Raw genomic sequence first — 22,534 nt, 5'->3', positions numbered from 1 at the left:
ACCGCGGGGGCGCCGGGCCACAGGAATGCCTGACATGAAATACGCCCTTCTTCTCGGCGCCGCCTTCGCGCCGCTTCTTCTGGCCGGCGGCGCCCTGGCCCAGGACGCTGGTCCCCAGGACGTGACCGCCGTCGAGGACGTCCTCGTCAACGGCGAGATCGTGTTCCGCAACCGGACCACGGACGAGAACCCGATCCTCTCCTACGACCTCGAATATTTCCAGCGCTTCGAGCCGGTGTCGGTGGGCGAGATGCTGAAGCGCGTGCCCGGCGTCACCTTCACCTCGGACGTGCTCGAGTTTGACGGCGTGTCGATGCGCGGCCTGCCGCCCGGCTACACCAACATCCTGATCAACGGCCGGCGCGCGCCGGGTGGCGAGGACGACGGCGCCTTCATGGTCGATCGCATCCCGGCCGAACTGGTCGAGCGTATCGAGATCATCCGCAGCCCGCGCGCCGACCAGCCGTCCGACGGCGTCGCCGGCGCGATCAATGTCGTGCTCAAGGAAGGGGCGCAGCTCGAGGGCGGCGCCCTCCGCGCCGGCGTGCTCGTCAATGCTGACGGGGAGGCCCGCGGGGCCGGCTCCATCTCCTGGGCCGGCAACACCGAGAACACCTCCCTGTGGGCCGCTCTCAACTACCAGGGCCGGCGCAACCCGAAGGAAAAGCGTTCGGAGCGTTATGACGACCTGCCCGCCGATGGCGGCGTGCTCGACAATATCGAACTGCAGGACGACACCCGCGACGGCGAGGACCTGTCCGCCAACGCCGAGCTGACCGTGCGCTTCGACCGCGGCCGCCTGCGCTTCAACGGCCTGGCGGTCGACACCGATCGCGACGAGGACGAGACTTCGCTGACCTATGTCGACAACGGCTCGGGCGTGTTCGACGAACTGGACGGCACCGAAGTCCAGGCCGAGCGCATCAGTCAGCAGAGCTACGCCCTCGGCGTCGACGGCGAGTTCGAGGTCGGCCCCGGCGAGCTGGACCTCAAGGCCGGCTGGTCGGGCTTCCGCGACGAGACCACGGCCCGCCTCGACGTCGCCGATCCGGGCGACCCGCTCGAACTCGACGAATACGTCGAAACCGAGATCACCGACGACGAGTATGAGTTCGGCGCCGCATACACCTTCGGCCCCGACTCCCTGCGCCTCAAGCTCGGCGCCGACTACCTGACGAAAGAACGCGACGCCGCGGTTGTCGAGTTCGATATCGACAACGGCGCGGTCGGCGACCCCGATCCCGAGCCCGGCGCCCTCTACACCATCGAGGAAACCCGCTTCGAGCCCTTCGCCCGCCTGACCTGGCAGCCGAGCGACGCCCTGACCGTCGACGCCGGCGTGCGCTATGAGTCGATGGAGCGCGACGTCACCAGCGACCTCGGCGTCGTCTCGTCCGAGGCGGAAGAGTTCTTCCCGTCGGTGCACCTGACCTGGTCGCCGAACCAGCGCGACCAGTTCCGCGCCTCCTGGGCCCGCACCCAGCGCCGTCCCGACTACAGCTTCCTCGCCCCCTACCTCGCCAGCGAGGAGCCGGCCGACGAGGACGCCCTGCAGGGCAATCCGCTGCTGGAAAGCGAATTCGCCACCGGCTTCGACGTCGGCTACGAGCGCCGCCTCGGCGCCCGCGGCATCTTCGGCGTCAACGTCTTCTATCGCGAGATCGAGAACCTGATCGAGCTGACCGACACCGGCACGGAAGTCGACGAGGACGGCGGCCCGGTCGATCCGGGCGACGACGCCTACAACCTGGTCGAGCCGCGCAACATCGGCGACGGCACGACATGGGGCGTGGAGGTCGATCTGTCGACGCCGCTCACCATGGTCGGCCTGCCCGAGACCGGCGTCTTCTTCAACTACACCTGGCTGGACAGCGAGGTGACCGACCCGTGGACCGGCGTCGAACGCCAGTTCCGCAACCAGCCGCAGAACGTCTGGAACGTCGGCTTCATCCACAACCTGCCGACCTGGGGCGCCAGCTTCGGGGCCAGCCTGTACGGCCGCGACGAGGGCTACGAGTCGGGCCTCGATGAGCTGGTCAAGGTCGAGTACGACCAGGACCTCGAGGCCTTCGTCGAGAAGCGTTTCGGCGAGCGCGTCGTGGTCCGCCTGTCGGCGCAGAACCTGCTCGACAAGGAGAAGCGCGAGACCTTCATGAAGTACGACGGCGACTCGATCGAGGAGATCCTCGACAACCGCGCCAACGGCGACCTGGACGAATACGAGCTGGAAAGCGAGCGCTCGGGCGTCCTGTATCAGCTCACCGTGCGCGCCGCCTTCTGACCACGCGCCGACGACGAAAAGGGGAGGGGGCGGCTCAGAACGCCCCCTCCACCTGCAGCGAAGCGTCGGCGTTCTCGATCACCCCGAGGCTGGCGGGCTGGAGGCCATGGGTCGTCTCCAGCGCGGCCAGCCAGCCGAACACCTCGGCGCTTGTCGCCCGGGCGATGCGGAAGCCCAGCCGGCCGGACGCGTCCATGCCGGTGGTGAGCTCCAGTCCCGCCGCCGTCGCCGTCTGCTGCAGCACCGGCTCCAGACCCTGAACATCGGCCCCGCGCGCCTTGCCGCCGGTCGCCGGCGCCAACCGGCCCAGGGCGTTCTGCACCTCCACCTGATCCGCTTCCGCCCGGGCCCGGTCGCGCCCGGCCTCGTCGCGCCAGGCGTTGAGCGGCCGGATCACACCCAGCCACAACACCACCGCCGTCGCCAGCAGGGCCATGCCGATCAGCATCTGCTGCTCGCGCCGCGTACGGCCGTCCCACGCCTGTTGCAGCTGGGCGATGATCCGGTTCATGGGCGGGCTCCGATGCTGATGTCGCTGACCACCCGGCCGTTGTCCTCGAGGGTGGCGGTCTCGGTCACGGTCATGCCGGCCTCGCCCATCCGCTGGTCGATCGCCTTCATGTCCGACCAGGTCGGGTGGCTGAGCGTCGCCCTGACCCCTTCATCCGCGCCGGCCGACAGCATGTCGAGCTCGGCGCCCTCGACGCCTTCCACGGCGGTGAACAGGGCGGCAGCGGCGCCGGTGACTCCGCCCGGCGGCGGTGCGACGGCGGCTCTCGCGCGCAGGGCGGCGACCGGGTCCGGCTGCTGCGCCAGCTCGGGGTCGGCGACGGCGATCGCGGCGACGGTCCCGGCGTCCAGCCGGCGGACCACGCCGTCGTCGCGCACCGCCGCGGCGGCGATCAATACCAGCGGCGAGACGACCAGCGCCGCGGCGAGGCCCATGGCCCTGCGCCAGCGGCCGCGCAGCACCGTCCGCTCGCGCGCGCCGTTGTCGAACAGATTGATGGCCGGGAACCGCGCCGCCGTGGCCAGCGCCCGCTCGACCGCCGCGGGGTCCTGCACCGCGACCACGCGCCGGTCGGCGGCGACCAGCTCGACGAGATCCGGCTGGACCGTGGCGGCGAACTGACGTCCGCGCAGCGCCACCGCCTCGCCGAAGGTCACCGCCAGCAGGACGTCGGCCTCCTCCGGCTCTGGCAGGGTCAGCATGTCCGGCACGAGGGCGTCGGCGCGCACGCCCAGCGCCTCCAGATAGTCCGACCAGGCCTGCAGCAGGCCGTGGCTGACCACCGCCACCAGCCGCGGCTGGTCCAGCCCCGGCGGCGGTCCGACCACGGTCGCCACCCGGTCCGGGGTGACGGCCAAGTCCTCGCGCAGCCGCCAGGCCGCCGCCGCGCGCAGCTGGGCCGCCCCGCCGGCCGGCAGCTCCAGCCAGCGGATGCTGACGTCGGCGCCCGGGCAGACCGCCACGGTGCGCATCGCTTCGGGCCGCTCGGGCGGGTCCAGCTCCAGCACGCCGCGCTGCAGCACGCCGCCGTCGGCGGCGACGATCATATAGGGCGCGGCCTGGCCGGGCAGGGTGGGGATCAGGATCAGGCGGATCGGTTTCATTCTTCGGGTGTCCAGCGCTGGATGACGGTGCGGACGGCGCCGCCGGGCTGTGCGTGAAGGAGGGCGGTGCGAACGGCGCGGCCGCCGCCATAGTCGACCTCGACGCGGAGATTGAAGTAGCGGGTCAGGACGGTGACCTGGTCGCGAACTTCCTCGGGAACCGTCACGCCGGCCATGGTCGGCTCGGCCCAGAAGGCGGCGGCGTCGGTCCATCCCGTCTGCGGCCGGCGGGCGATCACCGCCCGGGCGCTGTCGGGACCGAGGGCGTTGTCGCTCAGCATCATCAACAGCGGCGCCTGTTCCGGGGTCAGGGTGTTGACGTTCAGCGGCGACAGCTGGCTGGTCGGCAGGGCGCAGACGAACGGCCGCAGCCGGCGGTACAGGTCGGCGTCGACGCCCTTGATCGCGCGCAGCTCGCTGACCTCGGCCAGCATGACGCCGCCGGTGCGGTACGGCGTCGCCAGCCCGGCATAGGCCCCGTCCTCGGCCCCCAGCGGCCGCGCGGTTCCGTCCGCGTCCAGCCAGTCGGTCAGGGCGTCGGCGACGGCGCGCATGCGGCTGTCCGGCGCGCCGACGGCCCGGCCCAGGGCTAGGAACTGCGCCGTCCCAAGCGGCCGCGCCAGCAAATCCTCGCCGAAGCCCTCGACCATGCTGTTCAGGTTGAAACAGGCCTGGCCGTCGGTGACCACGGCGCTGATCGCGCCCGTCTCGATCGGGAAGCTAAGCCGCCGTCCGTTCCATTCGGGCTCCAGCGGCGTCCGCGCCGGGCCCGACGTCAGCAGCGCCGCGACCTGCCGCCGGGCCAGGGCCTCGGCGCCCGAGGCGTACCACTGGGCCTGGGCCTGGGTCTCGGCATTGGTCGCGCGGCGCACCGAGAAGCGCACGTCGTCCAGCACGGCGACGGCGACCACCGACATCACCGCCACCAGCAGCAGCACGGTCAGCAGGGCCATGCCCTCGCGCTTGTTCACGCCGCCCCGCATTAGCCGCCGCCTACGAGGAATAGCTGCTCGACCGGCCCATAGCCGTCCAGCGTCATCCGCATGCGCACCGCGTCCGGCAGCGGCCGTTCGGCCGTGACCAGATAGGCCGGCGTCTCCTGTCCGTCCCGGACGAAGGCCACGGTCACGTCCCTCACCCCGCGGTAGAGCACCTGCGGCGGCCCCGGCCGCGCCCCGTCCAGATGGCTGGCGACGCGCCGCTCCAGCCGGTCCTCGACCAGCCGGTATTCGACCCGCTGCAGCGACGGCCGCGGCTGTTCGCCGGGATTGGTCCAGCCCGCCCGCGTCAGCACCAGCACCGGGTCGCCGGGCGCCGTCGGGCCGCTCATCGGCTGGGGCATCGGCCGCCCCGTCGGGCCGCGCGAACGCCGGCCGCTGGCCTGACCGAGATCGGCCTTCAGCAGGCTGCGCATCCGCTGCAGGTCGCCGGTGCGGTCGGTCGCCTCTTTGATGGCGAAGCGGTTGTCGATCGACAGGCTCAGCACCGCCGCCCCCGCCGCCGCGATCAGGGCGAAGATCAGCAGCGAGATCAGCACCTCGACGAGGGTGAATCCCGATCTTCCGCGAGCGTTCGGGGCCACTTTCAAGATTCCCGCGCCCGGAACAGCACGCGGTCCGCCGCCTGGCCCTCGTCCGTCGCGACGGCGATGTCGATGCGCAGCATGCCGGCCTCGACGCCCTCCACGGACCGGGTCCAGGTCCATTGACGTCCCGCCAGCGCAACCACGCCCGAAGTCTGCCCCTCGCCAAGCCCGGACGCGATCATCGCCTCGACCGCCAGGTTCTCGGCCACCAGCCCGCCCAGCGTCCGAGTCTCGACCCGCGCCGCCGAGCGGGTGTTCTCGCCCGACAGATTCAGCAAGGCCATGGCCGCGAGGCTGAACACCGCCATGGCGACCAGCAGTTCGATCAGGGTGAAGCCGCCTCTCGCGGTTCGATCAACCATTGATCGTCACCTCGCCGGCACCGTCGATCTCGATGCGGGCGGCGCGCCCGTCGCGGCTCAGCGTCAGGCTCGCCGGCTCGGCCACGCCGGTCGGATCGATCACCACCCGGACCGGCTCCGTCGGCGACACCGACACGCCCTTGCTCCACGGCTCCCGTCCGAACGGCCCGTCCGACAGCGGTGACCATTCCGCTCCGTCAAAAACCGAAAAGCCATAGCCCGCCGTCGTCGCCTCGACCGCCACCGGCCGGTTGGTCAGCACGGCCTCCTCTCGCGCCCGCGACAGGCGCGCGGCGAAGCGCTCGGCGTCCTGCGCCACCGACGGCCGGGGATCGGGCACGGCCAGCACCACGGCGCCGGCGGCGAGTCCGATGATGGCCACGGTCATCAGCAGTTCGACGAGCGTAAACCCTGCCCGCCCGAGCCGGCGATCAGGCCTGCCAGTTTCCGAGGTCGGCGTCATTGCCCTCGCCCCCTTCGCGACCGTCGGCTCCGAGGGAGAAGACGTCGAACTGGCCGCCGTGCGCGCTGGGCCGGCGGTACTGATAGGGATTGCCCCAAGGATCCTCCGGCAGGCGACGGACATAGCCGCCTTCGCGGTAGCGCTCGGGTCGGGCCAGGCCGGCCGGCGCGGCGACCAGCGCCTGCAGGTCGTCGGGGAAGGTCAGATTGTCCAGACGATAGGTCTCGATCGCCTGCTCCAGCACCGAGATGTCGGCCTGCGCCTTGCCGACCATGGCCCGGTCCTGGCTCGGCAGGACGTTGATCGCCACCACCGTCGCCAGCAGACCGATGATGACGATCACCACCATCAGCTCGACCAGCGTAAAGCCGGCCCTGTTGGGGACGCTAACGCGTCGCGCGCGGCGCGCCGCTGCTTGAGCGCAGACGCGCCCCATCGTCCTCAAGAAGTGAGCCGCCGCGCGGCGAACGTTAGGACCAGACATCATGTTCACGTTCCTCACCCCATGGCCAGGGTGTTGATCTGCAGAATGGGAAGAAGGATCGCCAGCACGATCATCGCCACGACGCCGCCCATGACGACGATGATGGCCGGCTCGAGCAGGCTCAGCATCACCGCCGTGAAGGTCGAGAACTCGCGTTCCAGATAGTCGGCGGCGCGCTCCAGCATCGGCTCCAGCCGGCCGCTGCTCTCGCCCGAGGCGGTCATATAGACGAGGATCGGCGGGAAGACGTCGGCCCGGCGCATGGCGGCCGACAGGCCGCCGCCCTCGCGCACCGCGTCGGCCATGGCCTCGGTCGCCAGACGCAGGCGGCGGTTGGAGACGGTGCGGCCGGTGATGGTCAGCCCCTCCAGCACCGGCAGTCCCGCGGCGATCATGGTCGACAGGGTCCGCGCCATCTTGGCCCCGTGCAGGTCGCGGGTCAGCCGGCCGATCAGCGGCAGCCGCAGCAGGGCCGTATCGGCCTGCAGCCGGAACGCCGGATTGCGCAACGCCACCGCGCCTGCCAGCCCCGCCAGCAGCAGGAGCAGGGCCGCCAGCCAGCCCCAGTCACGCATCAGGTCGGACACGCCAATCACCAGCCGCGTCAGCAGCGGCAGGGTCTGGTTCATGCTGTCGAACTGGTCGACCACCTTGGGCACGACGAAGGTCATCAGCGCCCCGATGACGCCCAGCGCTACCACCGCCAGCACGGCCGGATAGACCAGGGCCGTGATCACCTTGCCGCGCACCGTCTGGTCCCGCTCCAGCCCGTCGGCCAGCCGCTCCAGAATGGGCTCCAGCGCCCCGGAGGTCTCGCCGGCCGAAACCATGGCCCGGTACAGCGGCGGAAACGCCTGCCCCTGCAGCGCCATGGCGTCCGACAGCCGCCGGCCTTCCATGACGCCGCCATGGACGCCCTCCAGCACCCGCCGCACGGCCGGCCGGTCGGCCTGCAGGGCGATGGTCCGCAGCGCCTCCTCGATCGGCGCGACCGACACCAGGGTCGAAAGCTGACGCGTCGTCAGGGCCAGGGTCTTGGCGTTCAGCTTGCCGCCCTTCGCCTGTTTGACGCGGTCGACCTTCTGCATCGCGCCGCGCCCGGCGGTGATCTCCAGTGGCATCAGCTTGCGCCGCTCCAGCAGGCCCCGCGCCGCGCCTTCGTCGGCGGCGGTCAGCGCCCCGGTCACCGTGCGCCCGCCGGCGTCCACCGCCACATAGTCGAACGCCGCCATCAGGCCGCCGCCTCGGTCGCCGGCGCGGCCTCGTCCCGCAGCGCCCCGACGTCCTGACGCGTGACGCGCACCGCCTCCTCGACCGAGGTCAGTCCGCCCAGCACGAAGGCGCGGGCCCGCTTGGCGAGGGTGTCCGTGTGTTCGAAGGCCAGGGCGTTGATCGCGTCCTCGTCGGCCTCGGCCGCGATCAGGCGGCGCAGCCGGTCGTCGACGGCGATGGCTTCATACAGGCCGACGCGGCCGACGTAGCCGGTCTGGTGGCAGTGGGCGCAGCCGTGCGCCCGCCACACCGGCTGGCCGGTCTTGCAGCCGATCAGGCGCGCCGTCGCCTTGTCCGCCGGCTCGGACTGGCGGCAGGCCGGGCACAGCCGCCGCACCAGCCGCTGGGCCACGATCAGCCGCAGGGTCGAGGCCAGCAGGAAGGGCTCGATGCCCATATCCCGCAGCCGGGTGATGGCCCCGGCCGCGTCATTCGTGTGCACCGTCGACAGCACCAGATGGCCGGTCAGCGAGGCCTGGACCGCGATCTGGGCCGTCTCGACGTCGCGGATTTCGCCGACCATGACCACGTCCGGGTCCTGGCGCAGGATGGCCCGCAGTCCGGCGGCGAAGGTCATGCCGACCTTCGTGTTGACCTGGGTCTGCCCCACGCCGTCGATGGCGTATTCGACCGGGTCCTCGACCGTCAGGATGTTGCGCGTCGCATCGTTGAGCAGCGACAGTCCGGCGTACAGCGAGGTGGTCTTGCCCGACCCCGTCGGCCCGGTGACGAGGATGATGCCGTTGGGCTCGCGCAGGGCGGCGCGGAAGGCGTCCAGCGTCTCGCCGGTCATGCCCAGCTGGTCCAGCTTCAGGTCCGCCTGGTCCTTGTCGAGGATGCGCAGCACCACCCGCTCGCCAGCCCGCGACGGCAGGGTCGAGACGCGTACGTCCAGCGTCTTCCCACCCAGCGTCAGCGGGATGCGCCCGTCCTGCGGCACGCGCTTCTCGGCGATGTCCAGCCGCGCCATGACCTTGATCCGCGACACCAGCAGCGGCGTGATCCGCGGGCTCAGCGACAGCGCCTCGCGCAGCACGCCATCGACCCGCATCCGCACCGTCAGGGCCGTCTCGAACGGCTCCAGATGGATGTCCGAGGCGCCGGCCCGCACCGCCTCGGCGATGATCCCGTTGATCAGCCGGATGACCGGGGCGTCGTCGGCGGTGTCCAGCAGGTCGGCGGCGGCGGGGATGTCGTCGATCAGGCTGTCCAGCCCCGACGGCATGTCCAGATCCTCGCCGTCGGCGGCGTTCAGATGGTCGCCGGCATAGACCTGCGACAGCCGCCGGTCGAAATCGGCCTGGCTAAGCCGTTCGATGCGCAGCGGCCGGCCCAGCGCCCGGCGCGTCTCGACCAGGGCCGCCGGATCGGCTCCCTCGCGCAGGCCGACCAGGGCGATCTCTCCCGCGTCCAGCAGGATCACGCCGTGCCGCTTGGCGAAGCCGTAGGGCAGGGTCGGATTGACGAGGGTGATCATGCCGCCGTCACTCCTGCGGCGTCGACTGGGCGGGCGGCAGCGGCGCATAGGTCACCTCGCCGACCGGCGCCGTCACCGTATAGGCCGGCGCGACCGGAGCCTGGGTGCGCATGTATTCGCGCAGCATCTCGTCGAGGCCCGGCTCGACCGTCGGGTCGTTGTTCAGCTGCTGCTGGCGCATATAGCCCCAGCGGTCGGCGGCCAGGGTCTGGGCGTCGGCCGGGCTGCGGATGATGGTCGGGCGGATGAATACCATCAGATTGGTCCGCCCGCGCTGGCGGCTGGTCGAGCGGAACATGGCGCCGATGCCGGGGATGTCGCCCAGTCCCGGCACCTTGTCGACCGACAGCCGGTCGTTCTGGTCCAGCAGGCCGCCGGCCACGGCGATGTCGCCGTCGTCGACCACCAGGGTCGTCTCCAGCTCGCGCTTGTTCAGCACCAGATCGCTGGCTGAGCTCGTCAGCACGCCGTTGATGCTCGACACCTCCTGACGCAGGAACAGGGTGATCGAACCGCCGGCGTTGATCTGCGGCCGCACGATCAGCTTGACCCCGATGTCCTGCCGCTCGGTCGTACGGAACGGGTTTGAGTTGCCGTCCAGCAGGGTCTCGCCGGTCGTGATCGGCACCTCCTGGCCGACGAGGATGGTCGCCTCCTCATTGTCCAGCGTCATCAGCGAGGGGGTCTGCAGAAGGTTCGAGCCGTCGTCGGTCTTGGCCGCATTGATGATGAAGCCGAACAGGCCGTCGCCGAGGCTGCCGCCGCCGCCGCCGACGAAACCGTTGGCCCCCAGCAGGGAGTTCACCGCCAAATTCCGCAGCTGTTCGCGCAGCGGGTCGTCCTCGTCCAGCTGGCCCGACGCCAGGCCGCCGGCGATCGGCAGCAGCGGCGTGGCGCTGTCGGAATAGTTGGTCATGCCGATCGGCACGCCGTCCTCCCCGGCCAGCAGCCACTGCACGCCCAGTTCCTTGACCGCGGTGTCCGACAGCTCGACGACGATGGCCTCGATCAGCACCTGCTGGCGGCGCTGGTCGAGCTGGCGGATCACCTCGGACAGCATCCGCTGGGTGTCGCCCGAGGCCGAGATGACCAAGGCGTTGGCGCCGGGGAAGCGCGCGATGGTGGCGCGCTGGCCGGGGACGGGCGCGGCGACCGAAGCGGGCAGGGCGGGCGCGGCGTCCGCCTCCACGCCGCCGCCGACACCGCCGAGTCCGACCGGGGTGGCGTTGGCGTTCGCCGCCGTCACCGGCTGGCCGACGATCTGCTGCAGCACCGGCAGCAGGGCCTCGGCGTTGGCGTGCTGCAGGAACACCACCTTGACGTCGTCGGCGGACTCGGCGCGGCGGTCCAGATCCTCGACCAGCGGGCGGATGCGGGCCATGGCGGCCGGATCGCCGCGCAGGACGATGGAATTCGAACTCTCGACCGGCGTCACCGTGACCATGCCCTGGCCCGGCTGTCCCCCCGGCGGCGTCAGCACCGATTGCAGCACGGCCGCGATCTCGCGTGCCGACGAGTTCTGCAGCGTCACCACCTCGAAGCCGGTGCGGTCGACGTCGATGCGGCCGATCAGGGCGCGGATGCGCGCCAGATTGTCGGCGAAGTCGGCGACCACCACGCTGTTCGCGCCCGCATTCGGCAGAACCTGTCCCTGCGGCCCGACCAGCGGCCGGATGGTTTCGGCGGCCGAGGCGGCGTCGATGTTGCGCAGCTGGAACACCTCGGTGGCGAACCGCTCCGAGCCGACCGTCGCCGGGCCCTGGGCCGCGCCCTGGGCCGGGCTGATGCGATAGGCGCCCGAGCCGGTCGGCGTCACCACCAGGCCGTTGGCGCGCAGGGTCGAGAGGAAGACCTCGAACAGCTGGGCGCGCGACAGCGGCCGGTCGCTGGTGACGGTCACCGTCCCGGTCACCGCCGGATCTACGATGAAGGTGCGGCCGGTCGAACGGGCCACATCCTGGATGAAGGCGCGGATGTCGGCGCCCTGGACGTTCAGGGTCTGGCCGGCCTGGGCCAGAACCGGCGTGGCCGCGAGCGGCCCCTGGGCCAGCAGGACGGCGGCGAGAACGCCGGCGAGGGCGCGGTGGCGGGTCGGTTTCAACGGCCTGTCCTTATGGTGGTGGTCTGCGACGCGCCGTCCCGCTCGAAGCGGATCTCGGCGCTGGTCGCGTTGGCCAGCTCGCCGCGAAGGCCGGCGATGCGGGCGGGGCTGTCCAGCGCGACGCCATTGACGGCGAGGATGACGTCGCCGGCCTGCAGGCCCGCGGCGCTCAGCAGCCCCGCGTCGGCCCCATCGGCGATGGTGAAGCCGTTCAACCGCACGCCCTGCATCCGCGGCCGCAGCGCGTTCGGGGTCATCAGTTTCGCGGGATCGACGGTTGGGGCGGCGGCGGCCGGGGTTGGGTTGGGCGTCACGGTCTGGGGGACCGGCGGCGGGGGAGGCGGGGTCGCCGCCCCGGCCGGCAGCTCGCCGAAGATCAGCCGGCTCAGCGAGCCGCCCCGCGCCACGACGACATGATCGAGGCCGACGGATTGCAGGACCAGGCCGGGCTCGATGGTCTCGCCGACGGCGACCGAGACCTGCCGGCCGTCGGCCAGGCCGATGATCGCCGAGCCGCCACCAGCGCCGTTCGAGCGCACGCCGAACAGCCGCAGCTGGTCGCTGCCGGCGGCGTTCTCTCCGGCCAGGCTGCTCTGCGCCCCGGTGCGGAAAAAGGCGTCGAAACGCTGAAAGACGGAATAGTCGACGGGTCCGGCCTGGGGTCTCGTCGCGGCGGCGACGGGAGGCTCGACCGGCTCGACCGCGATCCAGACCAGCCGGCCCAGCTGCACGATCAGCGCCAGCGCCAGCGCCGCCTCGAGGGCCGTGCGCACCCGGTCCGGGCGGGCGGAGAGGCGCTCGCGGACCCCCGTGCTCCAGTTGCGAATGACGGCGATCAAGATCACAGGCCCCGGCGGGCCCCGACGGCCCGCGGATTTCGTAGACCAGTCGTCCGTGCCCGGGCTTCACGGAGCCATGACGGACCGGAGAACTTGCCGTGACGGTTACGACGGGTACGGAGTAACTGTCGCAAAACTGAAACGGGGAGGCCGCGACCAGGCGACCTCCCCGCACAGGCAGGCGGTATCAGAAGCGGGCGGTCAGGCTGACCGTGGCTCCCGAGCCGAGCTTGTAGTTGTTGACCCGGATCTTGTTGCCCAGTTCCTGGTACTCGTCGTACTCGGTGCCGAGCAGGTTGCGCAGTTCCAGGGCGAAGCCGAGGTCGCGGCCGGCGTACTCGAAATCCTTGCGATAGACGAAGTCGAGGAAGACGCCGGGATCCTGCAGATAGTCGGGCTCGCGGCTGGCGGCGTTGCCGGCGCCGCGGGCGGTGATCCGCTCGCTGACATAGTTGACGATGATCGTCGCCTGCGACCGGGCCGTGTCGTCCTCCCAACCCATCTGCAGGTTGGCGACGTGCTCGGAATGGCCCTGCAGGCGGCTGCCGTCGGCGATGAAGAAGCTGGCGTCCTGGTCGGCGCCGGCCGGCGAGCTCACCCGGTCATCGGCGTCCACCTGAACCTCGGAGTCCGACCAGGTGTAGTTGGCCTGGAGCAGCCAGCGCTTGTCAGCGACGAACGACGAACCGCTGTCCGGGAACTCGAAGTACTTCTTCGCCTCGAACTCGGCCCCGTAGATCGTGGCCTGGGGGGCATTGATGAAGGACTGCTGACGCGAGCCCGTGCCGGAGGCGGAGATCACCGACTCCACCGGGTTCTCCAGATCCTTGTAGAAGACGCCGGCGGTCACATACTGCTGACGGGCGAAATACCACTCGTACCGCGCGTCCAGGTTCAACAGTTCGGTGTCGACCAGGAACGGGTTGCCGGTGAATTCGCGATCGGTTTCCGGGTCCGTATAGGACTGGGGCGCCAGTTCGCGGAACTGGGGCCGGCCGATGGTCTGCGAGGCGCTGAGGCGCAGTTGCTGGTCCTCGGCGAAGTTCCAGGTCGCGGTGAACGAGGGCAGCCAATACTGCTCCGTCAGCACCGTGGTCGGGAAGGGCGGCGCGCCGCCGAACAGGTCGGCGCTGGTGACCGACTGCTCGCCATCCTCATAGCGGACGCCGAAGGTGGTGCGGACCAGTGGCAGGAACTCGGCGTCGACCTGGACATAGCCCGCCAGGACTTCGAGGTTGGCCTCGTAGGCCGCCGCGCCCGAGCCGGGGCCGCCGGTGATTTCCTGCAACACGATGCCGTTCGGACCAATGTTGAAGTCCGAATAGAGATAATCGACCCGCGAGCGACGCTGGTCTTCGGTCAGGGAGGCGGTCGGGACAAACTGGAAGTCGCGCCGTTCGGCGTCGCGGGTGTTGTCGCTGTAGGCGACCCCGGCCGAGAAGACCGCATCGCGGTAGTCGGACAGCGGCAGCTTGTAGCTGAAGTCGACGCCGCCCGACAGGACGTCGTCGTCCAGCTCGCTGAACGAGATGCGGTTGCCGCCCGTCCGGTGCAGGAATTCGCCGTTGGCGTCGGCGTCATAGTTGAAGCGGGTCTCATAAGGCGAGTCCCGCGTCGTCATGGCATAGGCCGCGCGCCAGGAGATGTTGACCCGCTGGTCCATCAGGTCGTGCTCGCCGGCCAGCTGGGTCGAGAACAGCTGGCGCTCGAACCATTCGGTGAAGTCGGAGCGCAGCACCGCGCCGGCGAAACCGTCGAACCCGGCCTCGCTGCGCGCTTCCTTGGTGACGCTGCGGACGTAGAAATTCGTCCACTTCAGCTCGTTGTTCTCGTTGATCAGCGACAGGCCGCCCAGCAGGTTCAGCTGAATGTCGTTCTGGTTCGACTCGAAATCCCGGGTGACATAGGGCACCAGGACGTCGCCCGAGAAAGTGCCTTCCTCGCGGCGGCCGCTGCGGTAGGTCCAGTCGTTGCTGTAGCCGGCGACGGCGATCACCCCGAGGGTGCCGAGGCTGCTCTCGCTGGACAGACCGCCGGCCAGGTCGAAGCCGAAGTCGACCGGGTTCTGTTCACGCTGCAGCAGACGCAGCGGCGCGTTGACCAGCGAATGACCGATGCGTTGCAGCACATCGTCGTCGAAATTCGAGCCGTTGATCGCCTTGCCGGTGCCGATGGCGGCCCGCAGCTCGCCCGGCATGTCGCGGGTGCCGTCGTCGAAGCCGGTGAAATCGGTGCGCGAGCCGTAGTAGACCAGGCCCTCTTCGCCGGTCGATTCCGTATCGCCGCCGATCGAGGCGGACATGCTGAAGAACGGCTCGGTGGGCGCATCAATGGTCCGCAGGTCGATCACGCCGCCGCCGAACTCGCCGGGGAAGTTGACCGAATAGCTCTTCTGGACGGTGACGCTTTCCAGAATGTTCGACGGGAACAGGTCCAGCGGCACGACGCGTTGCAGCGGCTCCGGGCTGGGCAGGGGCGATCCGTTGAGCAGGGCCGAGGAATAGCGCTCGCCCAGACCGCGGACGTAGACGAAGCGACCCTCGACGACCGTCAAGCCGGTGACGCGGGCCAGGGCCGAGGCGGCGCTGCTGTCGCCGGTGCGTTCCAGGTCTTCCGACGTCAGGAAGGCGGCGACCTCGGCGCTTTCGCGGTTCGGCTCGGGAATGAAGCGGCCCAGCACGACGACTTCACCCAGTTCGGCGGCCTGTTCGGGCTCGGCCTGCTGGGCGGGGGTCTGCTGGGTGGGGGACGCCGGCGCCGTCTGCGCCGCGGGAGTCTGGGCGAATGCCAGGCTGGGCGCGATCAGCGCGCTGGTGCCGAGCAGGACCCCTGTCAGGGTCAGGGTAACTGTCTTCATGATCTGCGCCTTGAAGGGGTTTAACGGAATACGCGAAAGCCGGCGGCGACCCGTTCGGGCCGCCGCCGCGCATCCGTCATCAGCAGGCCCGGTCGGCCGTCAGGCCGCAGGTCCAGCCCTGCCACCAGGTGTCCGAGGCGTTCTGCACCGCGCCGATGTAGGTCACGGGGGTGAAGAAGGAATAGACCGCCGGCGCGGGCGTCACGACGTTGGTCGCGGCGTTTTCGTTGGCGCCGTTGATGAAGGTCAGGACCTGGTTCGTCAGGGTCGTGCCGGCCGGCGCCGTGAGGGTCGAGCCGCCCGCCGCGGTGTTGTTCGTTCCGGCGGTGAAGACCGCGGCCGAGTTGGCCGCCGAGCCGCCCGGACGGTACGAGGTGCCGCAGGACATATAGACCGAGCGGAAGTTCGGTCCGGTCTGACCCGGCGCGAGGGTGGTCATGCTGGTGAAGGTGTCGGCGTCGGCGACGTCGAAGCAGGCCGCGGCCGAACCCGCCACGTTGGTGAACACCGAGTTGATCACGGTGGCGTCGTTGCCCGTGTCGAAGTGGGCGACGGTGTGGGCGTTGATCGTGGCGTTGCGGCCGACCAGGGTCCAGTTCGAGACGAACGGACGCGAGACGTAGCGGGTCGCCAGCGCCTCACTGCCGGGGAAGGACGAGAACTCGAAGCCGGCGGAGCGGCTGCCGGTGTTGGCCGGGCGCTGGGTGACGATGCCGAACTGGGCCCCGCCGCGCCAGCCTTCATCGGTGTCCAGGCCATCGTCGTCGGCGCCGTTGATGACGATGTGGCGCAGGTTGACCGTGCCGCCGAAGATTTCGATGCCGTCGTCCGAGCTGTTGTAGACCTGGATGTGGTCGATGGTGGTGCCGTTGCCGACGCCGCCGAGGGTCAGACCCTGCAGTTCGTTGTTGTTGCCGACAACGAAGCCCGAGTATTTGATCTGGATATATCGCAGACGCCCGGAATTGTCGGACGGCACATTGCCGCCGTAGTTCGCAGCCGTGCCCTCGATGGTCTTGCCGCAGGTAACCGGGGTCGTCAGAACGCCGCCCACCTGGTTGCAGCTCGACTGCGGCGCGCGGCCGGCGAGAACGACGCCGCCCCACTGACCCTCGGAGTCGAGGGTGGTGGCGCCTTCGATGTTCGGACGGCTGGTGAAGACGATCGGATTGGTCGCGGTGCCCTCGGCGAACAGCTGCGAGCCGCGGTTGACCAGCAGATAGGTGGCGCCGGCCTCGGCCATGATGCGCACGCCCGCTTCGATGGTCAGCACGCCTTGCACGCTGCCGGCGATCGGGTTGGTCGGATCGACGCCCTGGTCGGTGCCGACGGCGGTGCGGCCGTTGATGGAATAGATGGTGCCGGCGCGCAGCGGCACCGTCAGATTGCCGGTGATCTGCTGCGGCAGCTGGCAGACCCGCAGGGTTCCGTTAGCGGTCAGACCGACGTTCGAGAACTGGGTCGGGCAATCCGTCGCCGGGGTGCCCGGGGGCGGGGTCACCACGCCGCCGCCGCCGTTGCCGCCGCCGCCGGGGGGGAAGACGCCTTCGCCGGGCGAAGCCACCTCGGCGGAGCCGCAGGCCGCGAGAGTCAGGGCGCTGGCGGAAGCCGCGAGCAGGGTTGTCAGTCGAAAGCCGGTCATCGTTTCCACCGTGTCAGGTCCAAAAGGATCGTTCGGCAGGAGACCGGACACACGTCCGGCCGCGACGATGCATCGCCCCCTGCCCGGGCTCTGGCTAGACGCCGGATGTGACAGGGGCGGCGCCGAACTGTGACGGTTGCGGCGCGCCTGTGTGAACTTGTTTTGGCCGTTCGGTGAAAACCGGTCTCCGTACGGCGGGATCGTCACAAAACCTTGGTTCGACCCGCTGGCGGACCGGGCCGTCGTGGCCTAGATCGCGTCCTGGCCAGCGTTGGCGGGGACCGCTTCAGACAGGCAATGACCATCGATTCCGCGACTGTCATACTGGCCGTCCTGCTCGCCGGCGCCGGACTGCTGGCCGGCAGCTTTCTCGGTCTTGTCAGCCTGCGCCTGCCGGCCGGCGAACGGATCGTGGCGGGCCGCTCCCGTTGCGGCGGGTGCGGGCGGCCGATCGCGCCGTGGCGGCTGATTCCCCTGGCCAGCTACCTGCTGTCGCGGGGCCGCTGCGCCCTGTGCGGGGCCGTCATCCCGGTCCGCTATCCGCTGATGGAGGCGGCCTGCGCAGCGATCGGCGTCGTCGCCGCCCTGACCCAGCCGACCGTCCCGGCCGCGGCGCTGACCGCCCTGCTGGGCTGGCAACTGCTGCTCCTCGCCGTCGTCGACGGCGAGCATTTCTGGCTGCCCGACGTCCTGACCCTGCCGCTTCTGGCGACGGGCGTGGCGGCGGCGGGCCTGCTCGGACAGACGACGCTGATCGATTCGCTCGTCGGCGCGGCGGTCGGCTTCGCCGGCCTGTGGTCGCTGGCGTGGCTCTACCGGCTCGTGCGGGCGCGCGAGGGTCTCGGGGGTGGCGATCCCTTCCTGCTCGCCGCCGGCGGGGCCTGGGTCGGATGGATCGGCCTGCCCAGCGTCCTGCTCTGGGCGTCGGCCGCCGGTCTCAGCCTCGTCGCCGCCCGTCGCCTGACCGGGCGCGCCGTTTCCGGCTCGGATCGCCTGCCGTTCGGCGTCTTCCTCGGCATCGGCATCGCCCTGACCTGGCTCCTCGGCCCCCTCGGCCTGACCCGCTAGCCTCACCGCCCCGTCGGCAAAGCTTCGGCGAAGCGACACAAAACTGCGTTGCCGGTGAGCTAGGGCCGGGGAAGGGACGCGGCCGACCATGACCACCAGGCGAAAATCCGACGGCGCGGCCGAGGCCCGCAACAACCGTCTGCTCGGCCAGCGCCTCGCCCTGTCCCGCTCCGCCAAAGGCCTGACCCTCGCCGAGCTGGCCGCGATCGTCGGCGGCGGCCATCAGCTGATCCAGCGCTATGAAAGCGGCGAGATGGCGGTGCCGTTCGGCCGGCTGGTGCAGATCGCCCAGGCCCTCGACACGCCGCTGAAGACCCTGATCGGCGACGCCTTCGACGCCGATGCGCACGAGGAACCCGAGAGCCGGGCCGTGCTGCAGATCGCCCGCCTCGCCGGTCGTCTGCCCGCGTCCAAGCGCGCCGTCCTCGTCGCCGTCGCCCGCGAGCTGGGCCGGCCCTGACGGCGTGCTGGCCCTGGCTGCCGTGCGGTGCGGCGGTAAGGGGGGAAAGAAGGGGGCCCGCGGATCGCGACCCGGAATGGTGGATGCGACGCCCGGCAAGCGGCCCTCACGTCTGCCTCACAGCTTGTCAGTCCAGACCCTGGACGCCCTTCTTGTGGCGCGATGCAACGGCCAGCGTTTTGACCAGCGCGTCCGTAATGGGCCTGGCGGCCGAGAAGGTGACGCCGGTCTTGGTCGCCTTGAGATTCAAGGCAGAAATCGCTTCGGCATTGTCGGCGATCGCGCCGGGGTCGATATACAGGCCGCACTGCTTGCTGAACGCCGCATAGCCGGCGACGAGCGCTCCATCGATCCGAAAGCCGGGCATGCCGTACATCATGACTTCCTCGGCGTCCGGCAGGGCCTGCGACAGCTGGACGCGGAGCCGGGTCAGCAAGGCGCGCAATGGCTCGGGCGCGGCCGCCACATAGGCTTCAGGGTCTGAAATCCTTGTCATGCCGGCGCCGGGACCGGTCGATCTGCAGTGTCCCGTTCGGAATAGAGCATGATCAGGTTTCCGCAGGTGTCGTCGAGCGTGGCGGCGCGAACCGGACCCATGTCGTGCGGCGGGCCCCGGAAGGCGACGCCGAGCGCCGTCAGCCGGGCGTGATCGGCATCGATGTCGTCGACGGCGAAGGCCGTCCAGGGGATGCCCTGTTCGACCATCCAGGCCTGAAACCGGGCGAAGTCCGGATTCTGACCGCCGGGCTCGATCGAGAGCTCCACTCCGTCGGGATCGGCGGGTGACACCACGGTCAGATAGCGCACGGGCCCATCGGGATGTTCTGTTTGACCTGAAATCCCAACTTCTCGACATAGAACCGTTCGGCCTTGTCCTGATCGTCCACCGCGATGCTGGTCAGTTTGATCCGGATCATGGGCTAGGCGCCTTTGCGGCGGTAGGTGGTGCGGCTGAAGTCCTGCCATGTCCCGTCGGCCGCCCTGATCCGTCCGACGGAGCGCCGCTCGTTCGGTGAAAGAATCTCGAAAACGTCGTCGTACTCCGCCTCGGATCCCTCGCCCTGCATGTCGGGCCCACGGCTGCGCAGATGCAGGCGGCCGTCCGCCTCGACCGCGCCGTCGTAGGTCCACAACAGTGGGTGTTCCCAGTGGACGAAGTCGCCCGTCACCCGTCCGGTGGCGGGATCCATCGCGAGCTGGAACCGGTAACCGTCGCCGTCGATGGTGATCCATGCGTCCTGCCGGGTGATGCGTTCGACGCCCATTCGAACCTGGTCGGCGTCTTCCGGGACCGAGCGCCCCTCATACGTCCATTCCCCGACCATCTGATCCAGCCAATCGGTCATGCGCTTGTCTCCATCTGTTCCGCATAGGCGACGCGCAGCGCCGTCCAGCGCGGCCAACTCCAGGGATGGCGCGTGCCGCGCGCCGCGTCGTCGAGCCCCTCCATATGATGGTGCCATCCCGACAGGGTGCGCGACAGATCGCACTCCCAGGCCTGGGGCACGCGATGGATCAGGGTGAGGTGAGTGCCGTCACCATCGGGCTCCAGGCGCCAGCTGACGATCGATTCCGGATGGCCGAAGGTGTGCTCGAAGCGGGTGAAGGGGCGGTGGACCAGCACCTCGTTGGACTGACTCCTGCACTCGGGGGTGTCGGGGAAGTCGTCGGTGGCGGGTTGGCGGAAGTTCAGGTCCATGCGGCCGCCAGCCACGGGCTCGATCACCGCCTCGGCCAGCCAGCAGGCGAGGCCTTCGGGCGTGGTCAGGGCGTTCCACACACGCTCGGGCGAGTGGCGCAGGCGGCGTTCGAAGCGCAGCTCCCAGCCGCCGTCGATACGGCGCCAGGCGCCGGCGTCGGTGATCCGGTCCATCGTCCCGGTCATTGCGGAAACTCCTTGTCCAGATGGCGTTCGAGGGCGTCCAGCCGGTCCGTCCAGACCCGGCGATAGGGCTCAAGCCAGGCGTCCAGCTCCGCCAGCGGTTTGGGGTTCAGGCTGTAGAGGCGGCGCTGGGCATCCTTGCGTACCGTGACAAGACCGGCCGCCCGCAGGACCCCGAGGTGTTTGGACACCGCCGGCTGACTGATCGGCAGGGCGTCCACCAGATCGCCCGCCGGGCGTTCGCCGTTCTGCAGCAGGGCCACGATGGCCAGGCGATGGGGTTCAGCGAGCGCTTGGAGGACCGTGTGCACAAATATGCACTATCAGCTATATAGCCAGAACGCAATATAACTGACTGCGACACCGCAGGTCACATCTCCCCCGGGGTCCGGGCAGCAGCGAGCCGAGAGCGCCAGGCGAATGCCCGTCGTCCTGTGGGGAAGGGATGCCGGTCGGCAGCGCGAAGCAGGCGCCCCTGATCGCCTCGTTTGTGAAGGGCGCACACGCCTTTCGCCAAGCTACCGCTAGACCTCCGCAATGGTGCGGAAGCTCAGGAGCTGATTTCCGCGGCTGGCGCTGAGCGGTCGCGCGCGTCCAGGCCCGACGGCGACCTGCCGGCCTCGCTATTCCTGCAGCGGCGGCCAGGACCTCGAAGGCGTTTCCGGGTATATCAGGGGAGCTGACCCCGGACGGTTCGCCAGAGCCCTGAAGGAAATGGTGGATGCGACAGGGATTGAACCTGTGACCCCCTCGGTGTGAACGAGGTGCTCTCCCGCTGAGCTACGCATCCATCAAATCGGCCCCCGTGACGGGGAGGCGCGGACATAGCCCGCTCGCCCCGGACTGGCAAGACGTCAGATGCCCGCCGCCCGCACCGCGTCCGGGGTCTCCGCGTCCGGGTCGCCGGGCAGCCAGGCGACGTGACCGTCGTAGACGTCCTGGTCGAGGACGCCTTCCTCCCTCGCCACCAGCACCGGGACCAGCATCTGGCCGGTGACGTTGGTGGCGGTGCGCATCATGTCGATGATCCGGTCGATGGCGACGATGTAGCCGATGCCTTCCAGCGGCAGGCCGGCGGTCGACAGGGTCAGGGTCAGCATGACGATCGAGGTCCCGGGCACGCCCGCCGTGCCCAGCGAGCCCAGCACCGCCGTCAGCCCGATGAGGACATACTGGGTCAGGGTCAGGTCGATGCTGAAATACTGGGCGATGAAGATCGCCGCGATGGCGGGGTAGATGGCCCCGCACCCGTCCATCTTGACGTTCGCCCCCAGCGGCACGGCGAAGGCCGCATAGGCCTGGGGCACGCCCAGCCGCTCGACCGTCTGGCGCAGGGTGATCGGCAGGGTGCCCAGCGACGACGAGGTGGCGAAGGCCGTCTGCTGCGCCGCGAAGGCGCCGCGGAAGAAGCTGGTCGCCTTCAGCCCGTGCAGCTTCAACAGGCCGGAATAGACCACCAGAATGTGGAACAGGCAGGCGGCGTAGATGGCGAAGATGAATTTGCCCAGCGGCAGCAGCGCCTCCCAGCCGTAGCCGCCGACCACCGAGCCGATCAGGCCGAACACCCCGAACGGGGTCAATTGGATCACCCAGCGGGTGATGCGGAAGACCACGGCCGCGCCTTCGTCGACCAGCCGCCGCACGCCCTGGGCCCGGTCGCCCAGCGCCACCAGCGCCCCGCCGACCAGGGCCGAGAAGAAAATGATCTGCAGCACCTTGCCTTCGCTGAGGGCGGCGAAGGGATTGGTCGGGACGATGCCGATCAGCACGTCCAGCGGCGTCGGGATCTCGCGCGCGCGCACCTCGCCCAGCGGCAGGTTTTCGAGGCCCAGGCCCGGATTGACGAGATGGCCGAAGGCGAAGCCGACGAGCACCGCCAGCAGGGAGGTGATGGCGAACCAGACCAGCGTCCGCAGACCCAGCCGCACCGCCCCGACGCCTTCCCCCAGCCTGGCGATCGATGATGCGATGGTGAACAGCACCAGCGGCGCCACCACCATGCGGATCAGGTTCAGATAGACGTCCCCGATCGGCTGCAGCCAGACGACCGCCTGTTCGCGCAGGATCAGGCCCGCGATGATGCCCAGCACGAAGCCGGCGGCGGTGCGCTGCCAGAGGGGAATGGCGAAGAAGCGACGGATCATGGC

At 70.0% G+C, this 22,534-nt stretch carries 23 protein-coding genes and 1 tRNA gene; 3 read left to right on the top strand and 21 right to left on the bottom strand.

All coding sequences use genetic code 11. The annotated features are described in order from the left end of the window. Positions 1-34 precede the first annotated feature (34 nt). Positions 35-2,281 (top strand): TonB-dependent receptor plug domain-containing protein, encoded by a 2,247-nt coding sequence (locus ACK4JY_RS04290; RefSeq protein ID WP_409603146.1) that lies wholly within the window; start codon positions 35-37, stop codon positions 2,279-2,281. Positions 2,282-2,315: 34 nt separating this feature from the next. Here ACK4JY_RS04290 and gspM read toward each other — a convergent pair whose 3' ends face one another. The 13 genes from gspM to ACK4JY_RS04225 form a co-directional block, all read right to left on the bottom strand. Next, positions 2,316-2,792: a type II secretion system protein GspM gene (gene gspM / locus ACK4JY_RS04285; RefSeq protein WP_409603144.1), complete on the bottom strand. Its 477-nt coding sequence runs from the start codon at positions 2,790-2,792 to the stop codon at positions 2,316-2,318. After that, on the bottom strand, positions 2,789-3,895 hold the full coding sequence (gene gspL, locus ACK4JY_RS04280; RefSeq protein ID WP_409603143.1) for a type II secretion system protein GspL: 1,107 nt from the start codon (positions 3,893-3,895) through the stop codon (positions 2,789-2,791). Before gspL ends, gspM begins: the two co-directional genes overlap by 4 nt. Next, positions 3,892-4,866 (bottom strand): type II secretion system minor pseudopilin GspK, encoded by a 975-nt coding sequence (gene gspK, locus ACK4JY_RS04275; protein ID WP_409603141.1) that lies wholly within the window; start codon positions 4,864-4,866, stop codon positions 3,892-3,894. Before gspK ends, gspL begins: the two co-directional genes overlap by 4 nt. A gap of 11 nt (positions 4,867-4,877) precedes the next feature. Further along, entirely contained in the window at positions 4,878-5,477 is a 600-nt protein-coding gene (gene gspJ / locus ACK4JY_RS04270; protein ID WP_409603139.1) for a type II secretion system minor pseudopilin GspJ, read from the bottom strand. 2 nt (positions 5,478-5,479) lie between these two features. Next, positions 5,480-5,842 (bottom strand): type II secretion system minor pseudopilin GspI, encoded by a 363-nt coding sequence (gene gspI / locus ACK4JY_RS04265; RefSeq protein WP_409603138.1) that lies wholly within the window; start codon positions 5,840-5,842, stop codon positions 5,480-5,482. Beyond that, on the bottom strand, positions 5,835-6,305 hold the full coding sequence (locus tag ACK4JY_RS04260) for a GspH/FimT family pseudopilin (protein WP_409603136.1): 471 nt from the start codon (positions 6,303-6,305) through the stop codon (positions 5,835-5,837). The genes gspI and ACK4JY_RS04260 overlap by 8 nt, the downstream gene beginning before the upstream one ends. Continuing rightward, a complete protein-coding gene (gene gspG, locus ACK4JY_RS04255; protein WP_409603296.1) occupies positions 6,274-6,741 on the bottom strand; it encodes a type II secretion system major pseudopilin GspG in 468 nt (155 codons plus the stop codon). Before gspG ends, ACK4JY_RS04260 begins: the two co-directional genes overlap by 32 nt. 62 nt (positions 6,742-6,803) lie before the next feature. Next, a complete protein-coding gene (gspF, locus tag ACK4JY_RS04250; protein ID WP_409603135.1) occupies positions 6,804-8,021 on the bottom strand; it encodes a type II secretion system inner membrane protein GspF in 1,218 nt (405 codons plus the stop codon). Continuing rightward, positions 8,021-9,538 carry a type II secretion system ATPase GspE gene (gene gspE, locus ACK4JY_RS04245; RefSeq protein ID WP_409603133.1) on the bottom strand — a complete coding sequence of 506 codons (1,518 nt, stop codon included), beginning with the start codon at positions 9,536-9,538 and terminating at the stop codon, positions 8,021-8,023. The genes gspF and gspE overlap by 1 nt, the downstream gene beginning before the upstream one ends. A 7-nt stretch (positions 9,539-9,545) precedes the next feature. Continuing rightward, on the bottom strand, positions 9,546-11,639 hold the full coding sequence (gene gspD / locus ACK4JY_RS04240; RefSeq protein WP_409603131.1) for a type II secretion system secretin GspD: 2,094 nt from the start codon (positions 11,637-11,639) through the stop codon (positions 9,546-9,548). Then, complete coding sequence (locus ACK4JY_RS04235; protein WP_409603129.1) at positions 11,636-12,478, bottom strand: type II secretion system protein N; 843 nt, start codon at positions 12,476-12,478, stop codon at positions 11,636-11,638. Before ACK4JY_RS04235 ends, gspD begins: the two co-directional genes overlap by 4 nt. Before the next feature lie 187 nt (positions 12,479-12,665). Next, positions 12,666-15,335, bottom strand: coding sequence for a TonB-dependent receptor domain-containing protein (locus ACK4JY_RS04230; protein ID WP_409603127.1), 2,670 nt, complete (start codon positions 15,333-15,335; stop codon positions 12,666-12,668). Positions 15,336-15,414: 79 nt separating this feature from the next. Next, on the bottom strand, positions 15,415-16,977 hold the full coding sequence (locus ACK4JY_RS04225; protein ID WP_409603125.1) for a hypothetical protein: 1,563 nt from the start codon (positions 16,975-16,977) through the stop codon (positions 15,415-15,417). 297 nt (positions 16,978-17,274) lie between these two features. Here ACK4JY_RS04225 and ACK4JY_RS04220 point away from each other — a divergent pair, with 297 nt between their 5' ends. Together ACK4JY_RS04220 and ACK4JY_RS04215 are read left to right on the top strand one after the other, a co-directional pair. After that, entirely contained in the window at positions 17,275-18,045 is a 771-nt protein-coding gene (locus tag ACK4JY_RS04220) for a prepilin peptidase (protein ID WP_409603123.1), read from the top strand. Between the two features lie 88 nt (positions 18,046-18,133). Further along, positions 18,134-18,505, top strand: coding sequence for a helix-turn-helix domain-containing protein (locus ACK4JY_RS04215; protein ID WP_409603121.1), 372 nt, complete (start codon positions 18,134-18,136; stop codon positions 18,503-18,505). 127 nt (positions 18,506-18,632) lie between these two features. On the opposite strand, the gene ACK4JY_RS04210 is transcribed toward ACK4JY_RS04215, so the two are convergent. The 8 genes from ACK4JY_RS04210 to ACK4JY_RS04175 all read right to left on the bottom strand — a co-directional run bounded on the left by ACK4JY_RS04210 (position 18,633) and on the right by ACK4JY_RS04175 (position 22,531). Beyond that, positions 18,633-18,971 (bottom strand): iron chaperone, encoded by a 339-nt coding sequence (locus ACK4JY_RS04210; protein ID WP_409603119.1) that lies wholly within the window; start codon positions 18,969-18,971, stop codon positions 18,633-18,635. Between the two features lie 26 nt (positions 18,972-18,997). Then, the gene (locus ACK4JY_RS04205) at positions 18,998-19,312 is read right to left on the bottom strand and encodes a VOC family protein (protein WP_409603117.1); all 315 of its coding nucleotides are present in this window, start codon (positions 19,310-19,312) and stop codon (positions 18,998-19,000) included. Beyond that, positions 19,300-19,422, bottom strand: coding sequence for a VOC family protein (locus ACK4JY_RS04200; RefSeq protein WP_409603115.1), 123 nt, complete (start codon positions 19,420-19,422; stop codon positions 19,300-19,302). Before ACK4JY_RS04200 ends, ACK4JY_RS04205 begins: the two co-directional genes overlap by 13 nt. 3 nt (positions 19,423-19,425) lie before the next feature. Then, positions 19,426-19,851 (bottom strand): DUF1579 family protein, encoded by a 426-nt coding sequence (locus tag ACK4JY_RS04195; protein ID WP_409603113.1) that lies wholly within the window; start codon positions 19,849-19,851, stop codon positions 19,426-19,428. Continuing rightward, a complete protein-coding gene (locus tag ACK4JY_RS04190; protein ID WP_409603111.1) occupies positions 19,848-20,390 on the bottom strand; it encodes an SRPBCC family protein in 543 nt (180 codons plus the stop codon). Before ACK4JY_RS04190 ends, ACK4JY_RS04195 begins: the two co-directional genes overlap by 4 nt. Then, complete coding sequence (locus ACK4JY_RS04185) at positions 20,387-20,698, bottom strand: ArsR/SmtB family transcription factor (protein ID WP_409603109.1); 312 nt, start codon at positions 20,696-20,698, stop codon at positions 20,387-20,389. The genes ACK4JY_RS04190 and ACK4JY_RS04185 overlap by 4 nt, the downstream gene beginning before the upstream one ends. 404 nt (positions 20,699-21,102) lie before the next feature. Next, a tRNA-Val gene (locus tag ACK4JY_RS04180) sits at positions 21,103-21,177 on the bottom strand. 64 nt (positions 21,178-21,241) lie between these two features. Continuing rightward, positions 21,242-22,531 (bottom strand): dicarboxylate/amino acid:cation symporter, encoded by a 1,290-nt coding sequence (locus ACK4JY_RS04175; RefSeq protein ID WP_409603107.1) that lies wholly within the window; start codon positions 22,529-22,531, stop codon positions 21,242-21,244. Positions 22,532-22,534 lie beyond the last annotated feature (3 nt).

The sequence above is a fragment of the Brevundimonas sp. genome (genome assembly GCF_046295595.1).
In the GTDB taxonomy this organism is placed as follows: domain Bacteria; phylum Pseudomonadota; class Alphaproteobacteria; order Caulobacterales; family Caulobacteraceae; genus Brevundimonas.
The sequence above is the reverse complement of the archived record's forward strand: the minus strand, read 5'-3'. Positions and strand labels throughout refer to the sequence as shown.

Bases quoted from the DNA above. Each gene is read 5' to 3' on its own strand.
- ACK4JY_RS04215 (WP_409603121.1), top strand. From the start codon at position 18,134: ATGACCACCAGGCGAAAATCCGACGGCGCGGCCGAGGCCCGCAACAAC.
- ACK4JY_RS04260 (WP_409603136.1), bottom strand. From the start codon at position 6,305: ATGACGCCGACCTCGGAAACTGGCAGGCCTGATCGCCGGCTCGGGCGG.
- ACK4JY_RS04290 (WP_409603146.1), top strand. From the start codon at position 35: ATGAAATACGCCCTTCTTCTCGGCGCCGCCTTCGCGCCGCTTCTTCTG.
- gspF (WP_409603135.1), bottom strand. From the start codon at position 8,021: ATGGCGGCGTTCGACTATGTGGCGGTGGACGCCGGCGGGCGCACGGTG.
- ACK4JY_RS04230 (WP_409603127.1), bottom strand. From the start codon at position 15,335: ATGAAGACAGTTACCCTGACCCTGACAGGGGTCCTGCTCGGCACCAGC.
- ACK4JY_RS04200 (WP_409603115.1), bottom strand. From the start codon at position 19,422: ATGATCCGGATCAAACTGACCAGCATCGCGGTGGACGATCAGGACAAG.
- ACK4JY_RS04225 (WP_409603125.1), bottom strand. From the start codon at position 16,977: ATGACCGGCTTTCGACTGACAACCCTGCTCGCGGCTTCCGCCAGCGCC.
- ACK4JY_RS04195 (WP_409603113.1), bottom strand. From the start codon at position 19,851: ATGACCGATTGGCTGGATCAGATGGTCGGGGAATGGACGTATGAGGGG.
- gspL (WP_409603143.1), bottom strand. From the start codon at position 3,895: ATGAAACCGATCCGCCTGATCCTGATCCCCACCCTGCCCGGCCAGGCC.
- ACK4JY_RS04175 (WP_409603107.1), bottom strand. From the start codon at position 22,531: ATGATCCGTCGCTTCTTCGCCATTCCCCTCTGGCAGCGCACCGCCGCC.
- gspI (WP_409603138.1), bottom strand. From the start codon at position 5,842: ATGGTTGATCGAACCGCGAGAGGCGGCTTCACCCTGATCGAACTGCTG.
- ACK4JY_RS04220 (WP_409603123.1), top strand. From the start codon at position 17,275: ATGACCATCGATTCCGCGACTGTCATACTGGCCGTCCTGCTCGCCGGC.
- ACK4JY_RS04190 (WP_409603111.1), bottom strand. From the start codon at position 20,390: ATGACCGGGACGATGGACCGGATCACCGACGCCGGCGCCTGGCGCCGT.
- gspM (WP_409603144.1), bottom strand. From the start codon at position 2,792: ATGAACCGGATCATCGCCCAGCTGCAACAGGCGTGGGACGGCCGTACG.
- gspE (WP_409603133.1), bottom strand. From the start codon at position 9,538: ATGATCACCCTCGTCAATCCGACCCTGCCCTACGGCTTCGCCAAGCGG.
- gspG (WP_409603296.1), bottom strand. From the start codon at position 6,741: ATGGGGCGCGTCTGCGCTCAAGCAGCGGCGCGCCGCGCGCGACGCGTT.